The organism is Streptomyces sp. VNUA24, from assembly GCF_029167005.1.
GTDB classification, from domain to species: domain Bacteria; phylum Actinomycetota; class Actinomycetes; order Streptomycetales; family Streptomycetaceae; genus Streptomyces; species Streptomyces scabiei.
In genome coordinates, this window is sequence record NZ_CP119143.1 from 5,730,950 (window position 1) to 5,749,812 (window position 18,863).

Consider the following 18,863-nt stretch of genomic DNA (forward strand, 5'->3'; position numbering starts at 1 on the left):
TTTTGTGCTACTCACTTGTCACACGAGAAGCGGCCCTGCTTGCCCGAAACCCGGAGCCCAAGTGGCCGCGCTCCACAGACATTTGACGCAATCGGGGTATTTAACTTGATTACCGCCATAAAGGGCGTACGTGTCCGCAGAGCCGCTGCAGTCGTCGTGACCTCCGGCGCGATGATCGCGACCGGAGTCGTCGGCTCCGCGCCCGCACAGGCCGCGGTCGCCAAGCCCACGCTCAACGCCAAGGGCGCTTTCGTGATCAACCCGGCGACCGGCAAGAGCTTCGGCAAGACGGCGACCACGCCGCGTGCCACCGGCTCCACCACCAAGATCATGACCGCCAAGGTCGTGCTGGCGCAGAAGAACCTGAACCTGGACGCCAAGGTCACCGTCGCCGGCGCGTACAGCGACTACATCGTCAGGAACGGCGCCTCCTCGGCCGGTCTGTTCGTCGGCGACAAGGTCACCGTCCGTCAGCTCCTCTACGGGCTGATGCTGCCGTCGGGCTGCGACGCCGCGTACGCGCTCGCCGACAAGTTCGGCACGGGCTCGACGCGTGCGGCGCGCGTGAAGTCGTTCATCGGCAAGATGAACTCCACCGCCAAGAGCCTCGGCATGACGAACACGAAGTTCGACTCGTTCGACGGCATCAGCAACGGCACCAACCAGTCCTCGCCGAAGGACCTCACCACGCTCGCCCGCAACGTGATGAAGAACTCCACGTTCAAGACGATCGTGAAGACGGTCACCACCAAGCAGAAGGTGACGACCAAGAACGGCGGCTACCGCTACTACACCTGGACGAACACCAACAAGCCGCTGCTGACCACCTACAACGGCACCATCGGCATCAAGACCGGCTCCGGCACCGAGGCCAAGTACTGCCTCGTCTTCGCCGCCACGCGCAACGGCAAGACGATCTACGGCACGGTCCTCACCGCCTCCTCCGCCGACAACCGTCTGGCGGACGCGAAGAAGCTCCTGAACTACGGCTTCGCGGCCCTGTAGGCCCGCCCCGCCGGACGCACGGGAAGGGGGCCACCGCTCACCGCGGTGGCCCCCTTCCGGTTTTCTCGCGCCTGGCTAGAAGTTTCTAGGCGGTATGCGGCTTCCACCATGGTTCCGGCGTGCGCCGGCGCGCACGTCTGCCCGCCAGCTTGCTGCGACGCGCTGTTCGCGCCTTCACGATCTCCTCCAGCTCGGGCGCCTGGAAGAAGATGCGGTGTGTCTGGGCGAAGGCGGCCACGATGCGCTGGTTCGGGTCGGTCTTCCCCGTGTGAACCTCGTCCAGGGGACGGCTGCCGGGCCACCGCGGGTGAACCGAACTCTTCCTCAACGCCTGGTCGAACTCCTTGATCGCCGTGGCGTACGTCCTGAAGCGCTTGGTGATCGTGGACGTGACGAACGACGTACCCTCCGCCAGCTGAGCCGTGTCGTAGTAGGTGGAGGACATGAGCGCCCACAGCCGGGCGTCACCCAGCGTGGGCAGGATCGTGTCCATGAATTGACCGGTAGCCGGGTCGGCGTCCGGCATGCAGGGGATGAGCGTCCGGGGCTTGGTCAGAGGGCGCCGCGCGGCGATCGCGTCGAGGATACGCAGTAACTCGGGATACCCGCGGTCACCCTCGTCGTCCTTGTACGCCCACCCCACCACGGTCCGGCCGGACGGAGGCGGGAGCAACTGGCAGACCGCGAAGGGAAAGAGCGTCCTGCCGTGGTGGGACGTGGACAGCCCGACGGCCTGCGGTCCGTTGCGCCTGATCAGCGTCTGGAACGCGGTCAGACACGTGTGGGTGGTGCGGGCGAGTTCGAAGTCGACATCGACGAGCACCACGTCGAACTTGCCGGGATGAGCGTCCAGGAAGCCGTCCAGACGAGCGGGGTCGGACAGGGCCTCCAGCTTGAAGCGCCCGGGGTCGCCAGGGGATTCCTCCAGATAGAGATTCAGTGTGCCCAGGACCGGCTTCGGGCTGTCGTCCAGCACCAACACGTTGAGAGGACCGGTCATCACGCCGCCTCCACCCTTTCCAGGGCCCAACTCGCGGTCACGGTCGTCCCCGCCGATGGGCTGGTATCGAACTCAAGTCCGCCTCCAAGTTGTGTCAGCAACTGTCCGAGACGGCGCAACGACCCACCCGGGCGCCATCCGTCCTCCATCCCCGGACCGTCGTCGGTCACCCGCACGGTCAGCATTCCGTCGTCGTACACGGTCGCGACGGTGGCATGGGGAAGATTCCCGTCGCCCTCGGCCTTGAGGGCGTTACAGCACAGGTCGGCCAGCACACTGCGGGCGAGCGAGGCGTCGATCGCGCCGAGACGCGTGGGCGCCTGCCGCGGGTCCGGGACCAGGCGGGCGCGGTCCCCGGGCAGAAGGCTGCCACGGACGCCGTCGATGATCTCGCCCACCGTGGCCGCAGGATGCTGGTGGTCGAGTTCGTCCAGGCAGCGCCCCAGTTCACCACGCAGGTAGATGATGAGGTCCTCGGCGTCCCCCGCCGGGTGGTTGCGTGCGGCCCGGAGCACGTAGTGCAGAGGGTTGCTGATGCTGGAATGGACGACCGTGGCGTCCTTCAACCGCTGCTCGACCACCGCCGGCATGATCTCCGTGACCGCGCTCCTGAGCATCTTCTCGTAGACGACCGTGACGGGGTGGAGCAGCAGAAAGCCGACGGCCAGCCACGGCAGTGTGGCGGTGGTCTCCCCGCTGTTCCCCGACAGCAGCACCGCGTACGTCACGGCGAGCACGACGGGGACGGCAGCCCGGGCGGACCGCGCGAAACCCACCGGCCATGCTTCCGAGGGATTGGGCTGATAGAAGACGGATTCGATGATCCAGTGCAGAGTGCCCGACCCGCTGTAGAGGAGGGTGGCCGCCGCGGCGAGCAGTTGGGCAGCGGGATCGTCCGTGAAGGGCCCCGAGGGGGCGCCGATCATCCAGGCCATCGCGAGCGGGCCGAGCGTCTCCAGGACGGCCGGCAGGTTGAGGCGCTGCCAGCCGCCCCGGTCGAGTTCGACACCGAGCAGGCGCACCGGGAGGAACCGGGACTGGGTCATGTCCCCGATGATGTCCTCGCGGGTGTGGATGATGGCCAGGACCGAGCCTACGAACGACAGCGCGGTGACGGCAGGCCACCAGGCCGACTCCTGAGGTCCCAGAACACTCCAGGTGATCCCGGCGACGATCACGGAACACATCAGGCGGATGACCGAGGTGGCTCGTCCGATGGCTGTCGTGTTGCGCCGCGCGATGCGGTACGTCGAGGGCTTGCGTAGTTTCGGGTCGTGCAGGAGCGTCCACATACGGTGCGCGAGATGCCACGGCTTCATCAGCTTCTCCAGGGCGGGTCCGGTCGTTCGGCCTTGTGGCCGTCGGCCAGTCGACCACTCGATCCGGCTCCGCACAGTGCCACTTGTTGCATGAATCGGCACCGTCGATGCCATAACGGCGGCCCACCGGAACAGGAGCACATGTGGCACAAATAGTGCGTGGGGTCCGGCTGACCATGGAGTACGGACGCGGAACGTGTCCCGACCACCCCGATGCAGGGGGCCGCGCGCCGAAGTCACGGCGGGTGAAAGCAGGTTGGCCCCATGAGCCGAGAGGCCGTCTCATGACGCTGGAGATCAGTGAGCTGAACGCGTGCATTTTCACGGCTGGTTGCCTGGTGACGTACTTCGTCCACAAGCACACCAGGTCGTCGCCGCCACTCTCCCCGCCGGGCACCCAAGGGCCGGGGGACGTCCCTGCGGCGATCACCGCCGGCACGGCCGTCATTCTCGCTCTCGCCTTCCTGCTGGGTGCGGACGAGAAGAAGACGGACGACGCACCCGTGCCGGCACCGTCGTCGACCTCCGTACCGTCCGGCCGTCCCAGCACCCACGACCACCCGGGGACCGTTGATGCCGCCCGGTGAACGACCCACCCAGTGAGGCTCCGAACCGCAAGCCGAACCGGGCTTTCTACCTCGCACGGGTGAATATGGTTAGTTCAACTGGCATATTCGATTTCCTCCGCCCTACGTTCCGCAGCGGAGGTGGTTCACATGATCGAACCCAGCAAGCACCAGCCCGAGCCCGGACCCCGGCACGAGGCGATCAACATCAGCGACTTCGTCTACGCAGCTACCGGAGCCCGGGTCCGTCGGCTCACGATGCCGGACGGAGCTCATTGGTTCCCGGCCGTGGACGTGTGCAAGGAGTTGGGACACACCAACACGCAGAAGGCGCTCTCCGACCATGTCCCGGAAGAACAACGAGAGAGTCTCGAGATCCTAACTGGAGGTTACAGTCTCAGCGTTCCCGCAGGTCGGGAGTGGCGTCGAGACATGAACGTGATCTCTCTCCAGGGTCTGATCCTTCTGGTCAACGCCTGTACGAAACCCGCCTGTCTGCCTTTCAAGCAGTGGGTCGCCGAAGTGATCGAGGCCGTTCAGAGGAACGGCTCGTACTCCCTCGCACCGGCCGAGGTACAGCCCTCGGGGCCGGACGGTCCCATCGCCTACGCCATGCCCGAGCAGGTCGCCGAGGCCATCGTCCGGCTGGAGGAGCGCAACCTGCAACTGGACGAACAGTTCGCCGCCACCCAGCACAGGGCGCTCGCCCTGCAGGAGCAGATCGCGGCGACACAGCAGGAGATGGTCGAGACCCAGCGCACCACCCTCACCGTCATCGCCCAGGCCATGGAACGCATCGCGAACCGGCTCGACGCCCTGGTCCCCGAACGGTCGGCGCCGGATGCCGCCGCCTTCTCGGCGCAGCCCACCACGGAGACCGTGCTGGCCGACTGGCGGGAGCGGTTGTCGGTGACGGAGGACGTGTGGACGGTGGCCGTCGTGATCGCCCCGGTGCTGGTCGAGAAGGGTGAGCTGCGGCAGCCGTTGGAGGCGATCGCGGCCCGTACGGGGCTGTCCGTGCACCGCGTCAACGAATGTCTGCGGCTGCTGCGCAAGCACGCCTGCATCCACCCCATGGGCGCGGCGGAGGACGGGGCGCCGGTGTATGTGCTCAGCCGCCGCTGACGGCTCCTGAGCCGAGACGCGGAAAAGGGCCGGTCGCAACAGCAACTTGCGACCGGCCCTTACCCATCAGCCTACTCAGTCGAGGGCCTCACGCCCACGTGATCAGCCTCTTCGGCTGCTCCAGAATCGCCGCCACGTCCGCCAGCACCTTGGAACCCAGCTCCCCGTCGACCAGCCGGTGGTCGAAGGAGAGCGCCAGGGTGGTGACCTGACGAGGCTTCACCTTGCCCTTGTGGACCCAAGGCTGCGGCTTGATCGAGCCGACCGCGAGGATCGCGGACTCGCCGGGGTTGAGGATCGGCGTGCCGGTGTCGATGCCGAAGACCCCGACATTGGTGATGGTGAGCGTGCCGCCCTGCATCGCTGCGGGGCTGGTGCGGCCCTCCTTCGCCGTCGAGACCAGTTCGCCCAGCGACTCCGCCAGCTGGGGCAGCGTCTTGGCGTGGGCGTCCTTGATGTTCGGCACGATCAGACCGCGCGGGGTGGCCGCCGCGATCCCCAGGTTCACGTAGTGCTTGACCACGATCTCCTGGGCGGCCTCGTCCCAGGAGGCGTTGATCTCCGGGTTGCGCCGGATCGCCACGAGCAGTGCCTTGGCGATCAGCAGCAGCGGGTTGACGCGGAGACCGGCGAGGTCCTTGTCCTGCTTCAGCTCCTCGACCAGCTTCATCGTGCGCGTCACGTCGACCGTCACGAACTCCGTGACGTGCGGCGCGGTGAAGGCCGAGCCGACCATGGCCGCCGCGGTCGCCTTGCGGACCCCCTTGACCGGGATCCGGGTCTCGCGCGCGCCGTCGTACGACGCCACCGGCGCGGGGGCCGGAGCCGCGACGGAGGCGGCGGCCGGGGTCGCGGGAGACGGAGTCACCGGTTCGGGAGCCTTCGGCGGGGCGACGGCCGCGTGGACGTCCTCACGGGTGATCACGCCGTCCGGACCGGACGGCGTGATCGTCGCCAGGTCCACACCGAGGTCCTTGGCCAGCTTGCGGACCGGCGGCTTCGCCAGCGGCCGCGGACCGCCGACGCTGTGACCGTGTCCGTTCAGCTCGCCCTGGACGCCCTGGATCGCGGTGGCCGCGTACAGGGTGCCCTCGGAGGGCGCCGCCACCGGCGGCACGCCCTTGCGGGGGCGGCGCTTGGTGGACGACTCGGCGACGCCGTAGCCGACGAGGACCGGCTTGCGGCCCTCGGGCTTGCGGGCCGCCGGCGCGGGCTTCGCCGCGGGCTCCGGCCTGGCCGCGGGGGGCTCCGGCTCGGCCGGGGCCGTCCCGCCCGCCACGTCCACGGCGATGATCGACGTGCCGACGTCGACCGTGGTGCCCTCGGGGAAGTGCAGGGCGCGTACGACACCGTCGTACGGGATGGGCAGTTCGACGGCGGCCTTGGCCGTCTCGACCTCGCAGACGACCTGGCCGTCGGTGACGGTGTCACCGGGCTGGACGTACCACTTGAGGATCTCGGCCTCGGTGAGTCCCTCGCCCACGTCGGGCATCTTGAACTCGCGCGGAGACGTGTCTGTCATCGTCGTCACGGACCTCTCCCTCAGTACGCCAGCGAGCGGTCGACGGCGTCGAGCACCCGGTCCAGATTCGGCAGGTACTCCTCCTCCAGCCGGGCCGGCGGATAGGGGGAGTGGTACCCGCCGACACGGAGGACGGGCGCCTCCAGGTGGTAGAAGCACCGCTCGGTGATGCGGGCGGCGATCTCCGCGCCCGAGCCGAAGAACACCGGGGCCTCGTGCACCACGATCAGGCGGCCGGTCCGCTCCACGGACGCCTGGACCGAGTCGAAGTCCAGCGGGGACACCGACCGCAGGTCCAGGACCTCCAGGGCGCGGCCCTCCTCGGCCGCCGCGTCGGCGACCTCCTGGCAGAGCTTCACCATCGGGCCGTAGGCGGCGAGCGTGAGGTCGGTGCCCTCGCGGACGACCCGGGCCTTGTGCAGCGGACCGGGGATGGCGTCGGGGTTGACCTCGGCCTTGTCCCAGTAGCGCCGCTTGGGCTCGAAGAAGATCACCGGGTCGTCGCTCTGGATGGCCTGCTGCATCATCCAGTAGGCGTCCGAGGCGTTCGACGGCGAGACCACCTTCAGGCCCGCCACGTGCGCGAACAGCGCCTCCGGGGACTCGGAATGGTGCTCGACCGCGCCGATGCCGCCGCCGTAGGGGATCCGGACGACGACGGGGAGCTTGACCTTGCCCAGCGAACGCGCGTGCATCTTGGCGAGCTGGGTGACGATCTGGTCGTACGCGGGGAAGACGAAGCCGTCGAACTGGATCTCGACCACCGGGCGGTACCCGCGCAGGGCGAGGCCGATGGCGGTGCCGACGATGCCCGACTCGGCGAGCGGGGTGTCGATCACCCGGTCCTCGCCGAAGTCCTTCTGCAGGCCGTCCGTCACCCGGAACACCCCGCCGAGCTTGCCGACGTCCTCGCCCATGACGAGGACCTTGGGGTCGGCTTCGAGGGCCCTGCGCAGCGATTCGTTGATCGCCTTGGCGATCGCCATGCTCTTCACGGCGGATTGCCCGGCGCTCTGCCCCGCCGTCTGCGCGGCTGTCTGCGTGCTCATCGCTACTTGCCCTCCTCTTCGTCCACATCGGCGAACGACGCCTGGTACGCGGCGAACTGGGCGCGCTCCTCGTCCACGAGCGCGTGTCCGTCCGCGTACGCGTTCTCGAAGATGGCGAAGTGGTCCGGGTCGGGCATGGCCCGCACCACTTCGCGCACTCGCCTTCCCAACGCCTCGCTCTCCGCTTCGAGTTCCGCGAAGAATCCCTCGTTCGTGTCGGTTTCGGACTCCAGGTGGGCACGCAGGCGCGCGATCGGGTCCTTGGCCTCCCAGGCCACCCGCTCGTCGTCGTGGCGGTAGCGGGTGGGGTCGTCGGAGGTGGTGTGGGCGCCCATGCGGTAGGTGTACGCCTCCACCAGGGTGGGGCCCTCGCCCCGGCGGGCGCGCTCCAGCGCCCACTTGGTGACGGCGAGGCAGCCGAGGACGTCGTTGCCGTCGACGCGGACGCCCGGGAAGCCGAAGCCCTGGGCGCGCTGGTACAGCGGCACGCGGGTCTGCTTCTCGGTCGGTTCCGAGATGGCCCACTGGTTGTTCTGGCAGAAGAACACGACCGGCGCGTTGTAGACCGCGGAGAAGGTGAACGCCTCGGCGACGTCCCCCTGGCTGGAGGCGCCGTCACCGAAGTAGGCGACGACCGCCGAGTCGGCGCCGTCCTTGGCGATGCCCATGGCGTACCCGGTCGCGTGCAGCGTCTGGGAGCCGATGACGATCGTGTAGAGGTGGAAGTTGTTGCTGTTCGGGTCCCAGCCGCCGTTGTTCACGCCGCGGAACATGCCGAGCAGGTTGGTCGGGTCGACACCGCGGCACCAGGCGACACCGTGCTCGCGATAGGTCGGGAAGACGTAGTCGTCGTCGCGGGTGGCCCGCCCGGAACCGATCTGGGCGGCCTCCTGGCCGAGCAGCGAGGCCCACAGGCCCAGCTCGCCCTGGCGCTGCAGGGAGGTGGCCTCGGCGTCGAAGCGCCGGGTCAGCACCATGTCGCGGTACAGGCCCCGCAGCTCGTCGGCGGTGATGTCCGCGACGAACGGGTCGTACTCGGCGTTCCTGACCCGCTTGCCCTCGGGCGTCAGCAGCTGGACGAGTTCGGGCTGGGCGTTCGTCGGCTTCTTGGCAGTGGCGGCGCGCCTGGTGCCGGTGGTGCCGGCCGCCTTGCTGCCGGTGGTGCCGGTCTTGCCTGCGGCGCTGCGTCGCGGCTTGCGCGCGGCAGTGCTCTCCACGGTCACGTGTGCTCCTCCGTCGGTCCGGCCCCCGGGGTTGCCGGGTGACTGGGGGTCCCCCCAGCTCCTTAAGAGCCTGGGGGAGCGGCTCGCCTGATCCCGGTGCCCGTGCACGGGGTGGGTGCCCTTGGCCGGGAACAGACGTGACAGGTGCCCCGGCGAGCGCCCTGCACGAGGCACGTTACCCAGTGCTCCACATTCCTGTGAAACCCCTACTGACCTGCGATTTTCCTTGGATTTCCAAGTAAATCGGTCGGAGGGGGTCCCCGTGGATCGTGTCCGTCGGGAACAGTTGCTGGTCACAGCACTGGTTAACAGCCTGGCAGGGGGCCGGAACACGGGCACGTTATCCCGGCCACCCCGGCCACGGGAAGACTTCACCGGAGGCGGGCGTCGAGATCGGCTGTGGAAGTTGCTCCATCCGTGCGGCCGGATGTCTGCGCTTCGGGCCACGGTTCGGTTCCGTGGGCCCTGTGGAGTCGCGACGGTGGGCGAGGTGTGCGCGCGGTGACACAAGGGTCACCGCGCGCACATTCGAGTCACCCCTCGTCGTCGCCGATGCCGCCGGGCAGACCGGCGGTGTCGCCGCTGCTGCCCTCGTCGGGGCTCTCGCTCACCGGCGGCTCCGGCTCCTCCGAGGTCGTCGGCTCCTCGGAGGTCGTCGGCTCCTCGGAGGTCGGTTCGTCCGTCGGCTCGTCCGTGGGCGACTGGCTGAAGGACGGGGACCGGGTGTACGACGGCGTGTAGTCGGGGTTGTTCCCGGAGCCGGTGTTGTCCTCCGTCTCCTCCTCGGTCACCTCGTCGGTGGGGGTCTCCTTGGTGTCCTTGTCCTTGCTGGAGGACGTCGCCGTCGGGGACTTCGTGGTCCCGGTGCCGCCGCTGTCGTTGGCGTTGTCCTTGCTGTTCAGCGCCAGTGCGACACCCGCGGAGATGGCGATCACCGCGAGCACGGCGAGGATCCACAGCTTGCCGCGGCCGCTGCCCCGGTTGCCCCGGCCCTCGAAGCCGCCGTCGTCCCGGCCGCCGCCGTATCCGGGCAGGATCGGCTGCGGGATCTGCGAGGTGCCGTCCCCGGGGTGGGGCATGACCGTCGTACCGGACATACCGCCCGGCGGGGTGTGCCGGCCGTCGTGCATCGCGACGGGCCCGGTGTTCCAGGTGCCGGTGTGGCCGCCCTGGTCGTACAGCATCTGCAGGCCGTACTGCACGAGGCCGCGCATCTCCTCGGCCGTCTGGAACCGGTCGTCCGGCTCCTTGGCGAGGGAGCGCATGACGAGGCCGTCGAGCTCCGGCGGCGCCGCCCCGTCCGAGGACTCGGAGGGCGGTACCGGGATGTCCTGGACGTGCTGGTAGACCACCGACAGCGGGGTCTCGCCGATGAACGGCGGCCTCAGTGCGAGGAGTTCGTAGAGCAGGCAGCCGGTGGCGTACAGGTCGGAGCGGTGGTCGACGGCCTTGCCGAGCGCCTGCTCCGGGGAGAGGTACTGGGGCGTGCCCATCACCATGCCGGTCTGCGTCATCGTCGTCGACGCCCCGTGCAGGGCGCGCGCGATGCCGAAGTCCATCACCTTCACGGCACCGTTGTCGGTGATGATGACGTTCGCCGGCTTGATGTCGCGGTGCACGATGCCGTGCTGGTGGGAGTAGGCGAGCGCCTCCAGCACACCGGAGACGATGATCAGCGCCTGCTCGGGGCCGGGCGCCTCCGCGTTGATCAGCAGATCGCGGATGGTGCGGCCCTCGACCAGCTCCATGACGATGTACGGCACGGGCGTGCCGTTCACGACGTCCTCGCCGGAGTCGTAGACCGCCACGATCGAATGGTGGTTGAGACCGGCCACGGCCTGGGCCTCACGCGTGAATCTGGCCTTGGAGATGGGGTCTTCGGCCAGGTCGGAACGGAGCAGTTTGACCGCCACCGTACGTCCGAGGCGCACGTCCTCCGCCGCGAACACCTCGGCCATGCCGCCCCGGCCGAGCCGGTGGGTCATCCGGTACCGACCGTCACCGACCAGCCCGCCGTTGCCCCACAACTCCGGCGCGTCCGACATGCCGCCACCAGCCGCCTCGGGGTCGGACGGGCCCTGAGAGCGCTGCTGCTGTGCCATCAGTCCTCGCCGTCGTTTCTGCCCGCGGTCCGCGCGGTACTTGTTACGGTCTCCGTCGGCCACGCTACAGCCTTCACGCAAGGGGCCGGTCCGGGTTGGATGCGCGACGGGGTTCACGACGGGTTCACGGTGGATCCATAGGTCGAGTCGGCCATGAAACCCGCAGCGCGCGCACTCGTGCAAGTTCTGTGTACCGGGCGTACGCCCCCTGTAACGCTTCCGCGACGCTTCTTTCGCGTACGGTCACGGATCGGGCACCGCGCTTGACGTGCCGGTGCCCTGGGGCAGACTTGGCCGGGAATAGCTCAAAGGATCACCAGCAGCATCAGGGATCACCGAATCGCGGGAGCAACGCCAGCAGCTTTCGCGCGCCGATGGGGGACGCAGGAAGATGAGCCAGGATGCCGCACAGGGCCGGTACGCGGGGCGGTCGCTAGCCGGTGGCCGCTATCAGCTGCGTGACCTGCTCGGCGAGGGCGGTATGGCCTCCGTCCACCTCGCGTACGACTCGGTGCTCGACCGGCAGGTCGCGATCAAGACACTCCACACCGAACTCGGCCGCGAACAGGCTTTCCGCGAGCGTTTCCGCCGCGAGGCGCAGGCCGTGGCGAAGCTCACCCACACCAACATCGTCTCCGTCTTCGACACCGGCGAGGACGAGATGGACGGCATGACGACGCCGTACATCGTCATGGAGTACATCGAGGGCAAGCCGCTCGGTTCGGTGCTCGACGCCGACGTCGCCCGGCTCGGCGCGATGCCCGCCGACAAGGCACTGAAGATCACCGCGGACGTGCTGGCGGCGCTGGAGATCAGCCACGAGATGGGCCTGGTCCACCGGGACATCAAGCCGGGCAACGTGATGATGACCAAGCGCGACGTCGTCAAGGTCATGGACTTCGGCATCGCCCGCGCCATGCAGTCGGGTGTGACGTCGATGACGCAGACCGGCATGGTCGTCGGCACCCCGCAGTACCTGTCGCCCGAGCAGGCCCTCGGCCGAGGCGTGGACGCCCGCTCCGACCTGTACTCGGTCGGCATCATGCTGTTCCAGCTGACCACCGGGCGGCTGCCCTTCGAGGCGGACTCCCCGCTGGCCATCGCGTACGCCCACGTCCAGGAGGAGCCGGTCGCTCCCTCCTCGATCAACCGTTCCCTGCCGCCGGCCGTCGACGCGATCATCGCCCGCGCGCTGAAGAAGAACCCGAACGAGCGGTTCCCCAGCGCGGAGGCCATGCGGGACGAGTGCATGCGGGTCGCCGCGTCCCTCCAGCCCGTGGCACCGAGCATCGTGCCGGGCGCGCAGACACCCAGCGGCGCCGGCGTCTCCTCCGCCGTCTTCCCCCCGATCGACCATACGGGGGCGCCGCAGCCGGGCAGCGTCCAGACGCCGTACCAGCCGCACCCGACGGGCGGATACGGTCCGCCGACGCCCGCGCCCGCCCCGTCCTACGGCTACCCGCAGCAGGGCGGTTACCCGACCCCGCCGCAGACCGCCCAGTACGCGCCGCAGCAGGGGTCGGCCACCCCGCCGCCGTACACCATCTCGCCCCAGCAGTCCTCGCCGTCGGCGGGGGGCTCCGGGGGCGGGAAGAGCAACAAGGGCGTGATCCTGGGGGCGGTCGCCGTGTCGGTCCTCGCGGTCGGCGGTCTGATCGTGGCGCTGACCCTGAGCAAGGGGACGGAGGGCGAGGGCGGCGACAGCGGTCCGAGCAAGTCCCCCTCTCCGACCGTGGTCGAGGGGCACAAGGGACCGGACACCTCGAAGGTCATCGACACGACCGCGTGCACGGAGCCCGTGGAGTCGTACAACGACCCGGACAAGATCGAACTGCCGGACTTCACCTTCAAGAACATCGACTCGGTGAAGAAGTGCTTCCAGGCCGCGGGCTGGGAGTACGACGTGCAGAAGGTCGACGAGAACACGTACGGCGAGGGCACGGTGATGGAGCAGTACCCGTCGGCCGACGAGGACGTCGACCCCAAGGACATGCCCTCGATCATCCTCAAGGTCTCCACGGGCAACCCGTCCTGACGCCCCGTGCACCCCGGCATGTGGAAGGGCCCGGCACCTCGTGTGCCGGGCCCTGTGCGTGCGTGGGGGCGGGAGTGTGTGCGGGAGTGCCGGACGGGGTACCGCCCGACGGGCCCTAGAGGTACGGGCCTCCCGAGCGGCCGATCGTCCGCGGGTCGTCGTCGCCCTCGTGGCCGCCGACGCCGGGCGGCAGCGCGCGGCGCATCTGCTCCAGCTGGGCCCGGGCGGCCATCTGCTGGGCGAACAGCGTCGTCTGGATCCCGTGGAAGAGACCTTCGAGCCAGCCGACCAGCTGGGCCTGCGCGATCCGCAGCTCCGCGTCGCTCGGGATCGCCTCGTCCGTGAAGGGCAGGGAGATCCGCTCCAGCTCCTCGACCAGCTCGGGCGCGAGGCCGTCCTCCAGTTCCTTGACCGAGCTGGCGTGGATCTCCTTCAGCCGCGCCCGGCTGGCCTCGTCGAGAGGGGCGACCCGAACCTCTTCGAGCAGCTGCTTGATCATGCTGCCGATGCGCATGACCTTGGCCGGCTGTTCCACCATCTCCGTCACCGGGACCTCTCGGGAGTCCTCGTCTCCTCCGCCGCCCACCGCCATTCCGTCCTGGCCCACGACCAGGATCTGGGGCTGTTCGGGCGACCGTTCGTTCCTCGGCATCTCCATGCCGTTCATTCTCTCCCACGCCCCCACCCCACCGGGCTGGTGCCCCCCACTCAGGGTGATCCACCGTGCACGCGGGAGCCGTCCGGCGCGGGTCGGGCGTGGATCCCGCGCTCCGGGCCGAGATGCCGGGGGGCGGGGGGCGTGTGAGCCTGAGGGCGTGGCTCCTTGGCTTCGCTCGACGCGCCTGACGGGACTCGTCCCCGTCACGGGACTGCTCGTGGTCCTGGTGGCGGGGGCCGTACCGTCCGTCCACGCGGCCGAGCCCGGCCCCGCGGACTCCCGGGCCGGCAGCCGCGCGGGCGAGGGGCGGGAGCGGCCCGGGCGGCAGGAGGTCTGGCCCTTGGCCCCGGACGACACGTACGCGCCCTCGGAGGATCCGGATCCCGAACCGGACGGCCCGGGAACCGGTACCTCGGCGGGCCCGGACACCGCGCCACCCCCGCCGGCCGCCCCGCCCGGAGCCGACAACGCGACCGTCGAGGAACCCGTCCTGCGGGTCATGGCCCTCGGCAGCGGCCTCATCCTGATGGGCGCGGGCCTCGGTCTGGCCTTCGTCGGGCTGCGGATACGGCGGTACTGAGGGGGCGGCGTGCGGGGGCGGCGAGCGAGGGTCGGTCGGGTCTGCGGGCGGCTCGGTCGGGTCTGCGGGCGGCTCGGTCGGGTCTGCGGGCGGCTCGGTCGGGTCTGTGGGCGGCTCGATCGGGTCTGCGAGCGAGGTCGATCCGGTCTGCAGGCGGCTCGAGCCGGTCTGTGGGCGGCTCGGTCGTTTCCGCCGGTTACGGCACGACCAGGAGCACCTTGCCGACGTGGCCGCTGTCCTCCAGCACCCGGTGGGCCGTGGCCGCGTCGTCCATGGGGATCTCGCGGTCGACGACGGGACGCACATGGCCTCCGTCGAGCAGCGGCCACACGTGCTCGCGCACGGCGGCGACGATCGCGGCCTTCTCCTCCCGGGGGCGGGCGCGCAGCGAGGTCGCGCTGATCGCGGCGCGCTTGGCGAGCAGGGCGCCGATGTTCAGTTCGCCCTTGACGCCGCCCTGCATGCCGATGATCGCGAGGCGGCCGTTGACGGCGAGCACGCGGACGTTGCGGTCGAGGTACTTGGCGCCCATGTTGTCCAGGACCACATCCGCGCCCTTGCCGTCCGTGGCCTTGCGGACCTCCTCGACGAAGTCCTGCTCGCGGTAGTTGATCAGGATGTCCGCCCCCAGGGCGGCGCACCGGGCCAGCTTCTCCTCGGTGCCCGCCGTGACCGCGACCTTCGCGCCGACGGCCTTGGCGAGCTGGACGGCCATGGTGCCGATGCCGCTGGAGCCGCCGTGCACGAGAAGGGTCTCGCCCGGCCGCAGGTGGGCGATCATGAAGACGTTCGACCAGACCGTGCAGGTCACCTCGGGCAGGGCGGCCGCCGCGGTCAGGCCGACACCGGCGGGCACGGGCAGCAGCTGGGCGGTCGGGGCGACGACCTTCTCCGCGTAACCGCCGCCGGAGAGCAGCGCGCACACCTCGTCGCCGACGTTCCATCCGGCCACCCCGGGCCCGATCTCCGCGACCCGCCCGGAACACTCCAGGCCGGGGTGGGGGGAGGCGCCGGGCGGGGGGTCGTAGAAGCCCTGTCGCTGGAGCAGATCGGCACGGTTCACCGCGCTCGCCGCCACCTCGATGAGCACTTCGCCCTCGCCGGGTACGGGGTCGGGGACCTCGTCCCACACCAGGGCCTCGGGTCCACCGGGTTCGGGAATCGTGATCGCATGCATGGAGGGGACGCTACTCCCCGACCACCGCGTCACGCCCCCGGCACCCACACCTTCACACCTCCGCCCCGGCCCGTCCCTCGCCGGCCGGTCGGCCGACGGCCCGGGGCCACCGCCGGCCCGGCCGACGCCGTCCGCCCCGCCGACTCGCGCCTCCCACCCAGCCGATCTCGCGCGGCCCGCACCCGCGCCCGTACCGTCGACCTGGCCCCCCGGTCCCGGTCCCGGCTCCGGCCCTGGCCCTGGCCCCGGCCTCCGGGGCCCGCCGTCGGAAACAGGGATGCGTCCCCGGCCGATCGGCGAGACCGTGAAGGGTGCAGTGCCGCGCGGACGCGACACGAGGACCGCTTCGACACCGAGTGCGGAACACGGTCCCGACTTTTCGCGCGGCGACCGATGAGTTTCGGCGGTCCCCGTGGTCTCCCTTTGCGTAGCCCAGGACACGGGCCCCGTACGCGGAAGGATCTCCGACATGAGCGCACAGACGTCCGGCCTCGCGATCGAGACCGCGGGTCTGGTGAAGACCTTCGGCGAGACCCGGGCCGTCGACGGCGTCGACCTGGCCGTGCCGGCCGGCACGGTCTACGGCGTCCTCGGCCCGAACGGCGCCGGCAAGACGACCACGGTGAAGATGCTCGCCACCCTGCTGCGCCCCGACGGGGGCGAGGCGCACGTCTTCGGTCACGACGTGGTCCGGGAGGCCGACGAGGTCCGCGGCCGGGTGAGCCTGACCGGGCAGTACGCCTCCGTGGACGAGGACCTGACCGGCACCGAGAACCTGGTGCTGCTGGCCCGGCTCCTCGGCCACGGCAAACCGGCCGCACGGCTGCGCGCCGGGCAGCTGCTGGAGGCGTTCGGGCTGAGCGAGGCCGCCGCGAAGCAGGTCAAGCACTACTCGGGCGGCATGCGGCGCCGTATCGACATCGCCGCGTCCATCCTGAACACACCCGACCTGCTCTTCCTCGACGAGCCCACCACCGGACTCGACCCGCGCAGCCGCAACCAGGTGTGGGACATCGTGCGCGCGGTGGTCGCCCAGGGCACGACCGTGCTGCTCACCACGCAGTATCTGGACGAGGCGGACCAGTTGGCGTCCCGGATCGCGGTCATCGACCAGGGCAAGGTGATCGCGGAGGGCACGAAGGGCGAGCTGAAGGCGTCCGTGGGCGCCGGTTCCGTCCATCTGCGGCTGCGCGACGCAGCCCAGCGGCCGCAGGCGGAGGAGGTGCTGCGGCTGGCCCTCGACGCCGATGTGCAGCGGGAACCGGACCCGGTGGCGCTGACCGCCCGCGTCGGCGCGGGATCGGCCAACGGACAGGGGGCCGCCGAGGCGGCCGCCCGGGCACTGGCCGAACTGGCCCGCACCGGCATCACCGTCGACAACTTCTCGCTGGGACAGCCCAGCCTGGACGAGGTCTTCCTCGCCCTGACCGGACACGACACCCAGGCGGCGGCCACGCAGGCCGACGACGCCCCCGAGACGAAGGACGAGGCGGCGGTATGAGCACCACGACCACCACCGAGAACAAGGAACTCGCCCCCGTCAGCGCCGAGTCGCTCGCCGCGCTGCTGATCTCCAAGGACCGGCCGCCGCGGCCCGGCGCGCTGTCGGCCTCGCTGACCTTCGGCTGGCGAGCCATGCTCAAGATCAAGCACGTGCCGGAGCAGCTCTTCGACGTCACCGCCTTCCCGATCATGATGGTGCTGATGTACACGTACCTCTTCGGCGGTGCGCTGGCCGGCTCGCCGGAGCAGTACATCCAGTTCCTGCTGCCGGGCATCCTGGTGATGTCGGTCGTGATGATCACGATGTACACCGGGGTCTCCGTCAACACCGACATCGAGAAGGGCGTCTTCGACCGCTTCCGCTCGCTGCCGATCTGGCGGCCGTCGACGATGGTCGGCTATCTGCTGGGCGACGCCCTGCGCTACGCGATCGCGTCCGTGGTGATGCTCACCGTCGGCATGATCCTCGGCTACCGCCCGGACGGCGGGGTGCTGGGCGTGGTCGCCGGGGTCGCACTGCTCATCGTCTTCTCGTTCGCGTTCTCGTGGATCTGGACGATGTTCGGCCTGCTGCTGCGCACCGAGAAGTCCGTGATGGGCGTCAGCATGATGGTGATCTTCCCGCTGACCTTCCTGTCCAACGTCTTCGTCGACCCGAGCACGATGCCGGGCTGGCTCCAGGCGTTCGTCAACAACAGCCCGGTCACCCATCTCGCCTCGGCGGTCCGCGCGTTGATGGCGGGCGAGTGGCCCGCCGCGGAGATCGCCTGGACGCTGGGCTGGTCCGCCCTGTTCGTGCTCGTCTTCGGGCCGATCACGATGCGGCTGTACAACCGCAAGTAGGCGTGCACACCAAGAGGGTGGCCCCGGGGTTCCGCACCCCGGGGCCACCCTCTGGTTCTCCGCTACGGCAGGTGCTTGGTCTCGGGGGTGATCTTCGTGCTCGGCGTGGCACGGACGATGGTGATAAGCCGGTCCGTCAACTGAAGGGGGCCGATGGACGGATCGTCGTAGCCGAGCACCCGATGTCCGCGCAGCACGCTGACGACCAGGTCCTCCGTCTCCCGAACCCCTCGTCCCACCTCCGCTTTTATGACCGGCCGTTCGGCGATGTCGAGCCCGCTGCCCTGCTGGATGAGGTCCTCCATCACCATGCCGGCCGCCGGGCTGAGCACGGAGAGCCCGAGGAGCCGACCGGCCGCGCTGGCACTGGTGATGACGACGTCCGCCCCGGACTGCTTCAGCAGCGGCGCGTTCTCCTCCTCGCGCACGGCGGCCACGATCTTCGCCTGGCGGTTGAGCTGGCGGGCCGTCAGCGTGACCAGGACGGCGGTGTCGTCCCGCGCGGTGGAGATGATGATCTGCCGGGCCTTCTGCGCCTCTGCCCGCAGCAGTACATCGCTGCGGGTCGCGTCACCGACGACCCCCGTGTACCCCTCGGCGTTCGCGGCCTCGATGACCTTGGAGCTGGGGTCCACGACGACGACCTGCTCCTTCTTCAGCCCGGTCGCGCAGACGGTCTGGATCGCCGACCGTCCCTTCGTCCCCCAGCCGACGACAACGGTGTGCTCCCTCAAGGCCGCCCTCCAGCGGTTGTGTCGCCATTCCTCACGGGTGCGTTCCGTGAGGACCTCCAGCGTGGTCCCGACCAGGATGATCAGGAACAGCACACGCAGCGGCGTGATCACGAAGATGTTGGTGAACCGCGCGGCATCGCTGACCGGGGTGATGTCGCCGTATCCGGTGGTGGAGAGGGTGACCGTGGCGTAGTAGAACGCGTCGAGCAGATCCACCGAACCGTCGGAGTTGTCGTTGTACCCCTCGTGATCGGCGTAGACGATCAGGGCGGTGGCAACCAGCAGCAACAGGGCCATCGCCAGCCGCTTGCCGACCTGACGGATCGGCCGCTCGATCTCTCGTTTCGGCAGTCTCACCTGGTGGGTCACGTGACGCTCGTCCGCGTTGCGGGCGATCGCGTCCTGGCCCGGCAGTTTCACGT

Annotated in this window: 16 protein-coding genes; 7 read left to right on the forward strand and 9 right to left on the reverse strand. The window is 69.7% G+C overall.

All coding sequences use genetic code 11. From position 1 onward, the window contains the following. The first annotated feature begins 105 nt into the window (after nt 1–105). Complete coding sequence (locus PYR72_RS24415) at nt 106–1,005, forward strand: serine hydrolase (RefSeq protein ID WP_275457310.1); 900 nt, start codon at nt 106–108, stop codon at nt 1,003–1,005. Between the two features lie 85 nt (nt 1,006–1,090). Here PYR72_RS24415 and PYR72_RS24420 read toward each other — a convergent pair whose 3' ends face one another. Beyond that, on the reverse strand, nt 1,091–2,005 hold the full coding sequence (locus PYR72_RS24420; RefSeq protein ID WP_275457311.1) for a hypothetical protein: 915 nt from the start codon (nt 2,003–2,005) through the stop codon (nt 1,091–1,093). Next, the gene (locus PYR72_RS24425; RefSeq protein ID WP_275457312.1) at nt 2,005–3,324 is read right to left on the reverse strand and encodes a hypothetical protein; all 1,320 of its coding nucleotides are present in this window, start codon (nt 3,322–3,324) and stop codon (nt 2,005–2,007) included. Before PYR72_RS24425 ends, PYR72_RS24420 begins: the two co-directional genes overlap by 1 nt. A 284-nt stretch (nt 3,325–3,608) precedes the next feature. On the opposite strand from PYR72_RS24425, the gene PYR72_RS24430 reads away from it, so the two are divergent. Together PYR72_RS24430 and PYR72_RS24435 are read left to right on the forward strand one after the other, a co-directional pair. After that, the gene (locus tag PYR72_RS24430) at nt 3,609–3,911 is read left to right on the forward strand and encodes a hypothetical protein (RefSeq protein ID WP_275457313.1); all 303 of its coding nucleotides are present in this window, start codon (nt 3,609–3,611) and stop codon (nt 3,909–3,911) included. A gap of 129 nt (nt 3,912–4,040) precedes the next feature. Continuing rightward, nucleotides 4,041–5,015 (forward strand): BRO family protein, encoded by a 975-nt coding sequence (locus PYR72_RS24435; RefSeq protein ID WP_275457314.1) that lies wholly within the window; start codon nt 4,041–4,043, stop codon nt 5,013–5,015. A gap of 88 nt (nt 5,016–5,103) precedes the next feature. Here PYR72_RS24435 and PYR72_RS24440 read toward each other — a convergent pair whose 3' ends face one another. From PYR72_RS24440 to PYR72_RS24455, 4 genes are all read right to left on the reverse strand, one after another. Beyond that, nucleotides 5,104–6,546, reverse strand: coding sequence for a dihydrolipoamide acetyltransferase family protein (locus tag PYR72_RS24440; protein ID WP_275457315.1), 1,443 nt, complete (start codon nt 6,544–6,546; stop codon nt 5,104–5,106). A gap of 11 nt (nt 6,547–6,557) precedes the next feature. Then, a complete protein-coding gene (locus PYR72_RS24445) occupies nt 6,558–7,523 on the reverse strand; it encodes an alpha-ketoacid dehydrogenase subunit beta (RefSeq protein ID WP_275460503.1) in 966 nt (321 codons plus the stop codon). 65 nt (nt 7,524–7,588) lie between these two features. Next, nucleotides 7,589–8,809, reverse strand: a complete 1,221-nt coding sequence (gene pdhA, locus PYR72_RS24450; protein WP_275457316.1) for a pyruvate dehydrogenase (acetyl-transferring) E1 component subunit alpha — start codon at nt 8,807–8,809, stop codon at nt 7,589–7,591. 533 nt (nt 8,810–9,342) lie between these two features. After that, the gene (locus PYR72_RS24455; protein WP_275457317.1) at nt 9,343–10,911 is read right to left on the reverse strand and encodes a protein kinase; all 1,569 of its coding nucleotides are present in this window, start codon (nt 10,909–10,911) and stop codon (nt 9,343–9,345) included. Nucleotides 10,912–11,302: 391 nt separating this feature from the next. Between PYR72_RS24455 and PYR72_RS24460 the strand changes: the two genes are divergently transcribed. Further along, the gene (locus PYR72_RS24460; protein WP_275457318.1) at nt 11,303–12,946 is read left to right on the forward strand and encodes a protein kinase; all 1,644 of its coding nucleotides are present in this window, start codon (nt 11,303–11,305) and stop codon (nt 12,944–12,946) included. Nucleotides 12,947–13,061: 115 nt separating this feature from the next. Here PYR72_RS24460 and PYR72_RS24465 read toward each other — a convergent pair whose 3' ends face one another. Further along, nucleotides 13,062–13,604: a bacterial proteasome activator family protein gene (locus tag PYR72_RS24465; RefSeq protein WP_037726102.1), complete on the reverse strand. Its 543-nt coding sequence runs from the start codon at nt 13,602–13,604 to the stop codon at nt 13,062–13,064. A gap of 157 nt (nt 13,605–13,761) precedes the next feature. On the opposite strand from PYR72_RS24465, the gene PYR72_RS24470 reads away from it, so the two are divergent. Next, the gene (locus PYR72_RS24470; protein WP_275457319.1) at nt 13,762–14,184 is read left to right on the forward strand and encodes a hypothetical protein; all 423 of its coding nucleotides are present in this window, start codon (nt 13,762–13,764) and stop codon (nt 14,182–14,184) included. Between the two features lie 196 nt (nt 14,185–14,380). Here the strand turns inward: PYR72_RS24470 and PYR72_RS24475 are convergent, their stop codons facing one another. Next, nucleotides 14,381–15,361: an NAD(P)H-quinone oxidoreductase gene (locus PYR72_RS24475; protein WP_275457320.1), complete on the reverse strand. Its 981-nt coding sequence runs from the start codon at nt 15,359–15,361 to the stop codon at nt 14,381–14,383. Nucleotides 15,362–15,830: 469 nt separating this feature from the next. Here PYR72_RS24475 and PYR72_RS24480 point away from each other — a divergent pair, with 469 nt between their 5' ends. Further along, nucleotides 15,831–16,862, forward strand: coding sequence for an ATP-binding cassette domain-containing protein (locus PYR72_RS24480; RefSeq protein ID WP_275457321.1), 1,032 nt, complete (start codon nt 15,831–15,833; stop codon nt 16,860–16,862). After that, nucleotides 16,859–17,707 (forward strand): ABC transporter permease, encoded by an 849-nt coding sequence (locus PYR72_RS24485; protein ID WP_275457322.1) that lies wholly within the window; start codon nt 16,859–16,861, stop codon nt 17,705–17,707. The genes PYR72_RS24480 and PYR72_RS24485 overlap by 4 nt, the downstream gene beginning before the upstream one ends. Nucleotides 17,708–17,769: 62 nt before the next feature. On the opposite strand, the gene PYR72_RS24490 is transcribed toward PYR72_RS24485, so the two are convergent. Continuing rightward, on the reverse strand, nt 17,770–18,861 hold the full coding sequence (locus PYR72_RS24490; protein WP_275457323.1) for a potassium channel family protein: 1,092 nt from the start codon (nt 18,859–18,861) through the stop codon (nt 17,770–17,772). Between the last annotated feature and the right edge of the window lie 2 nt (nt 18,862–18,863).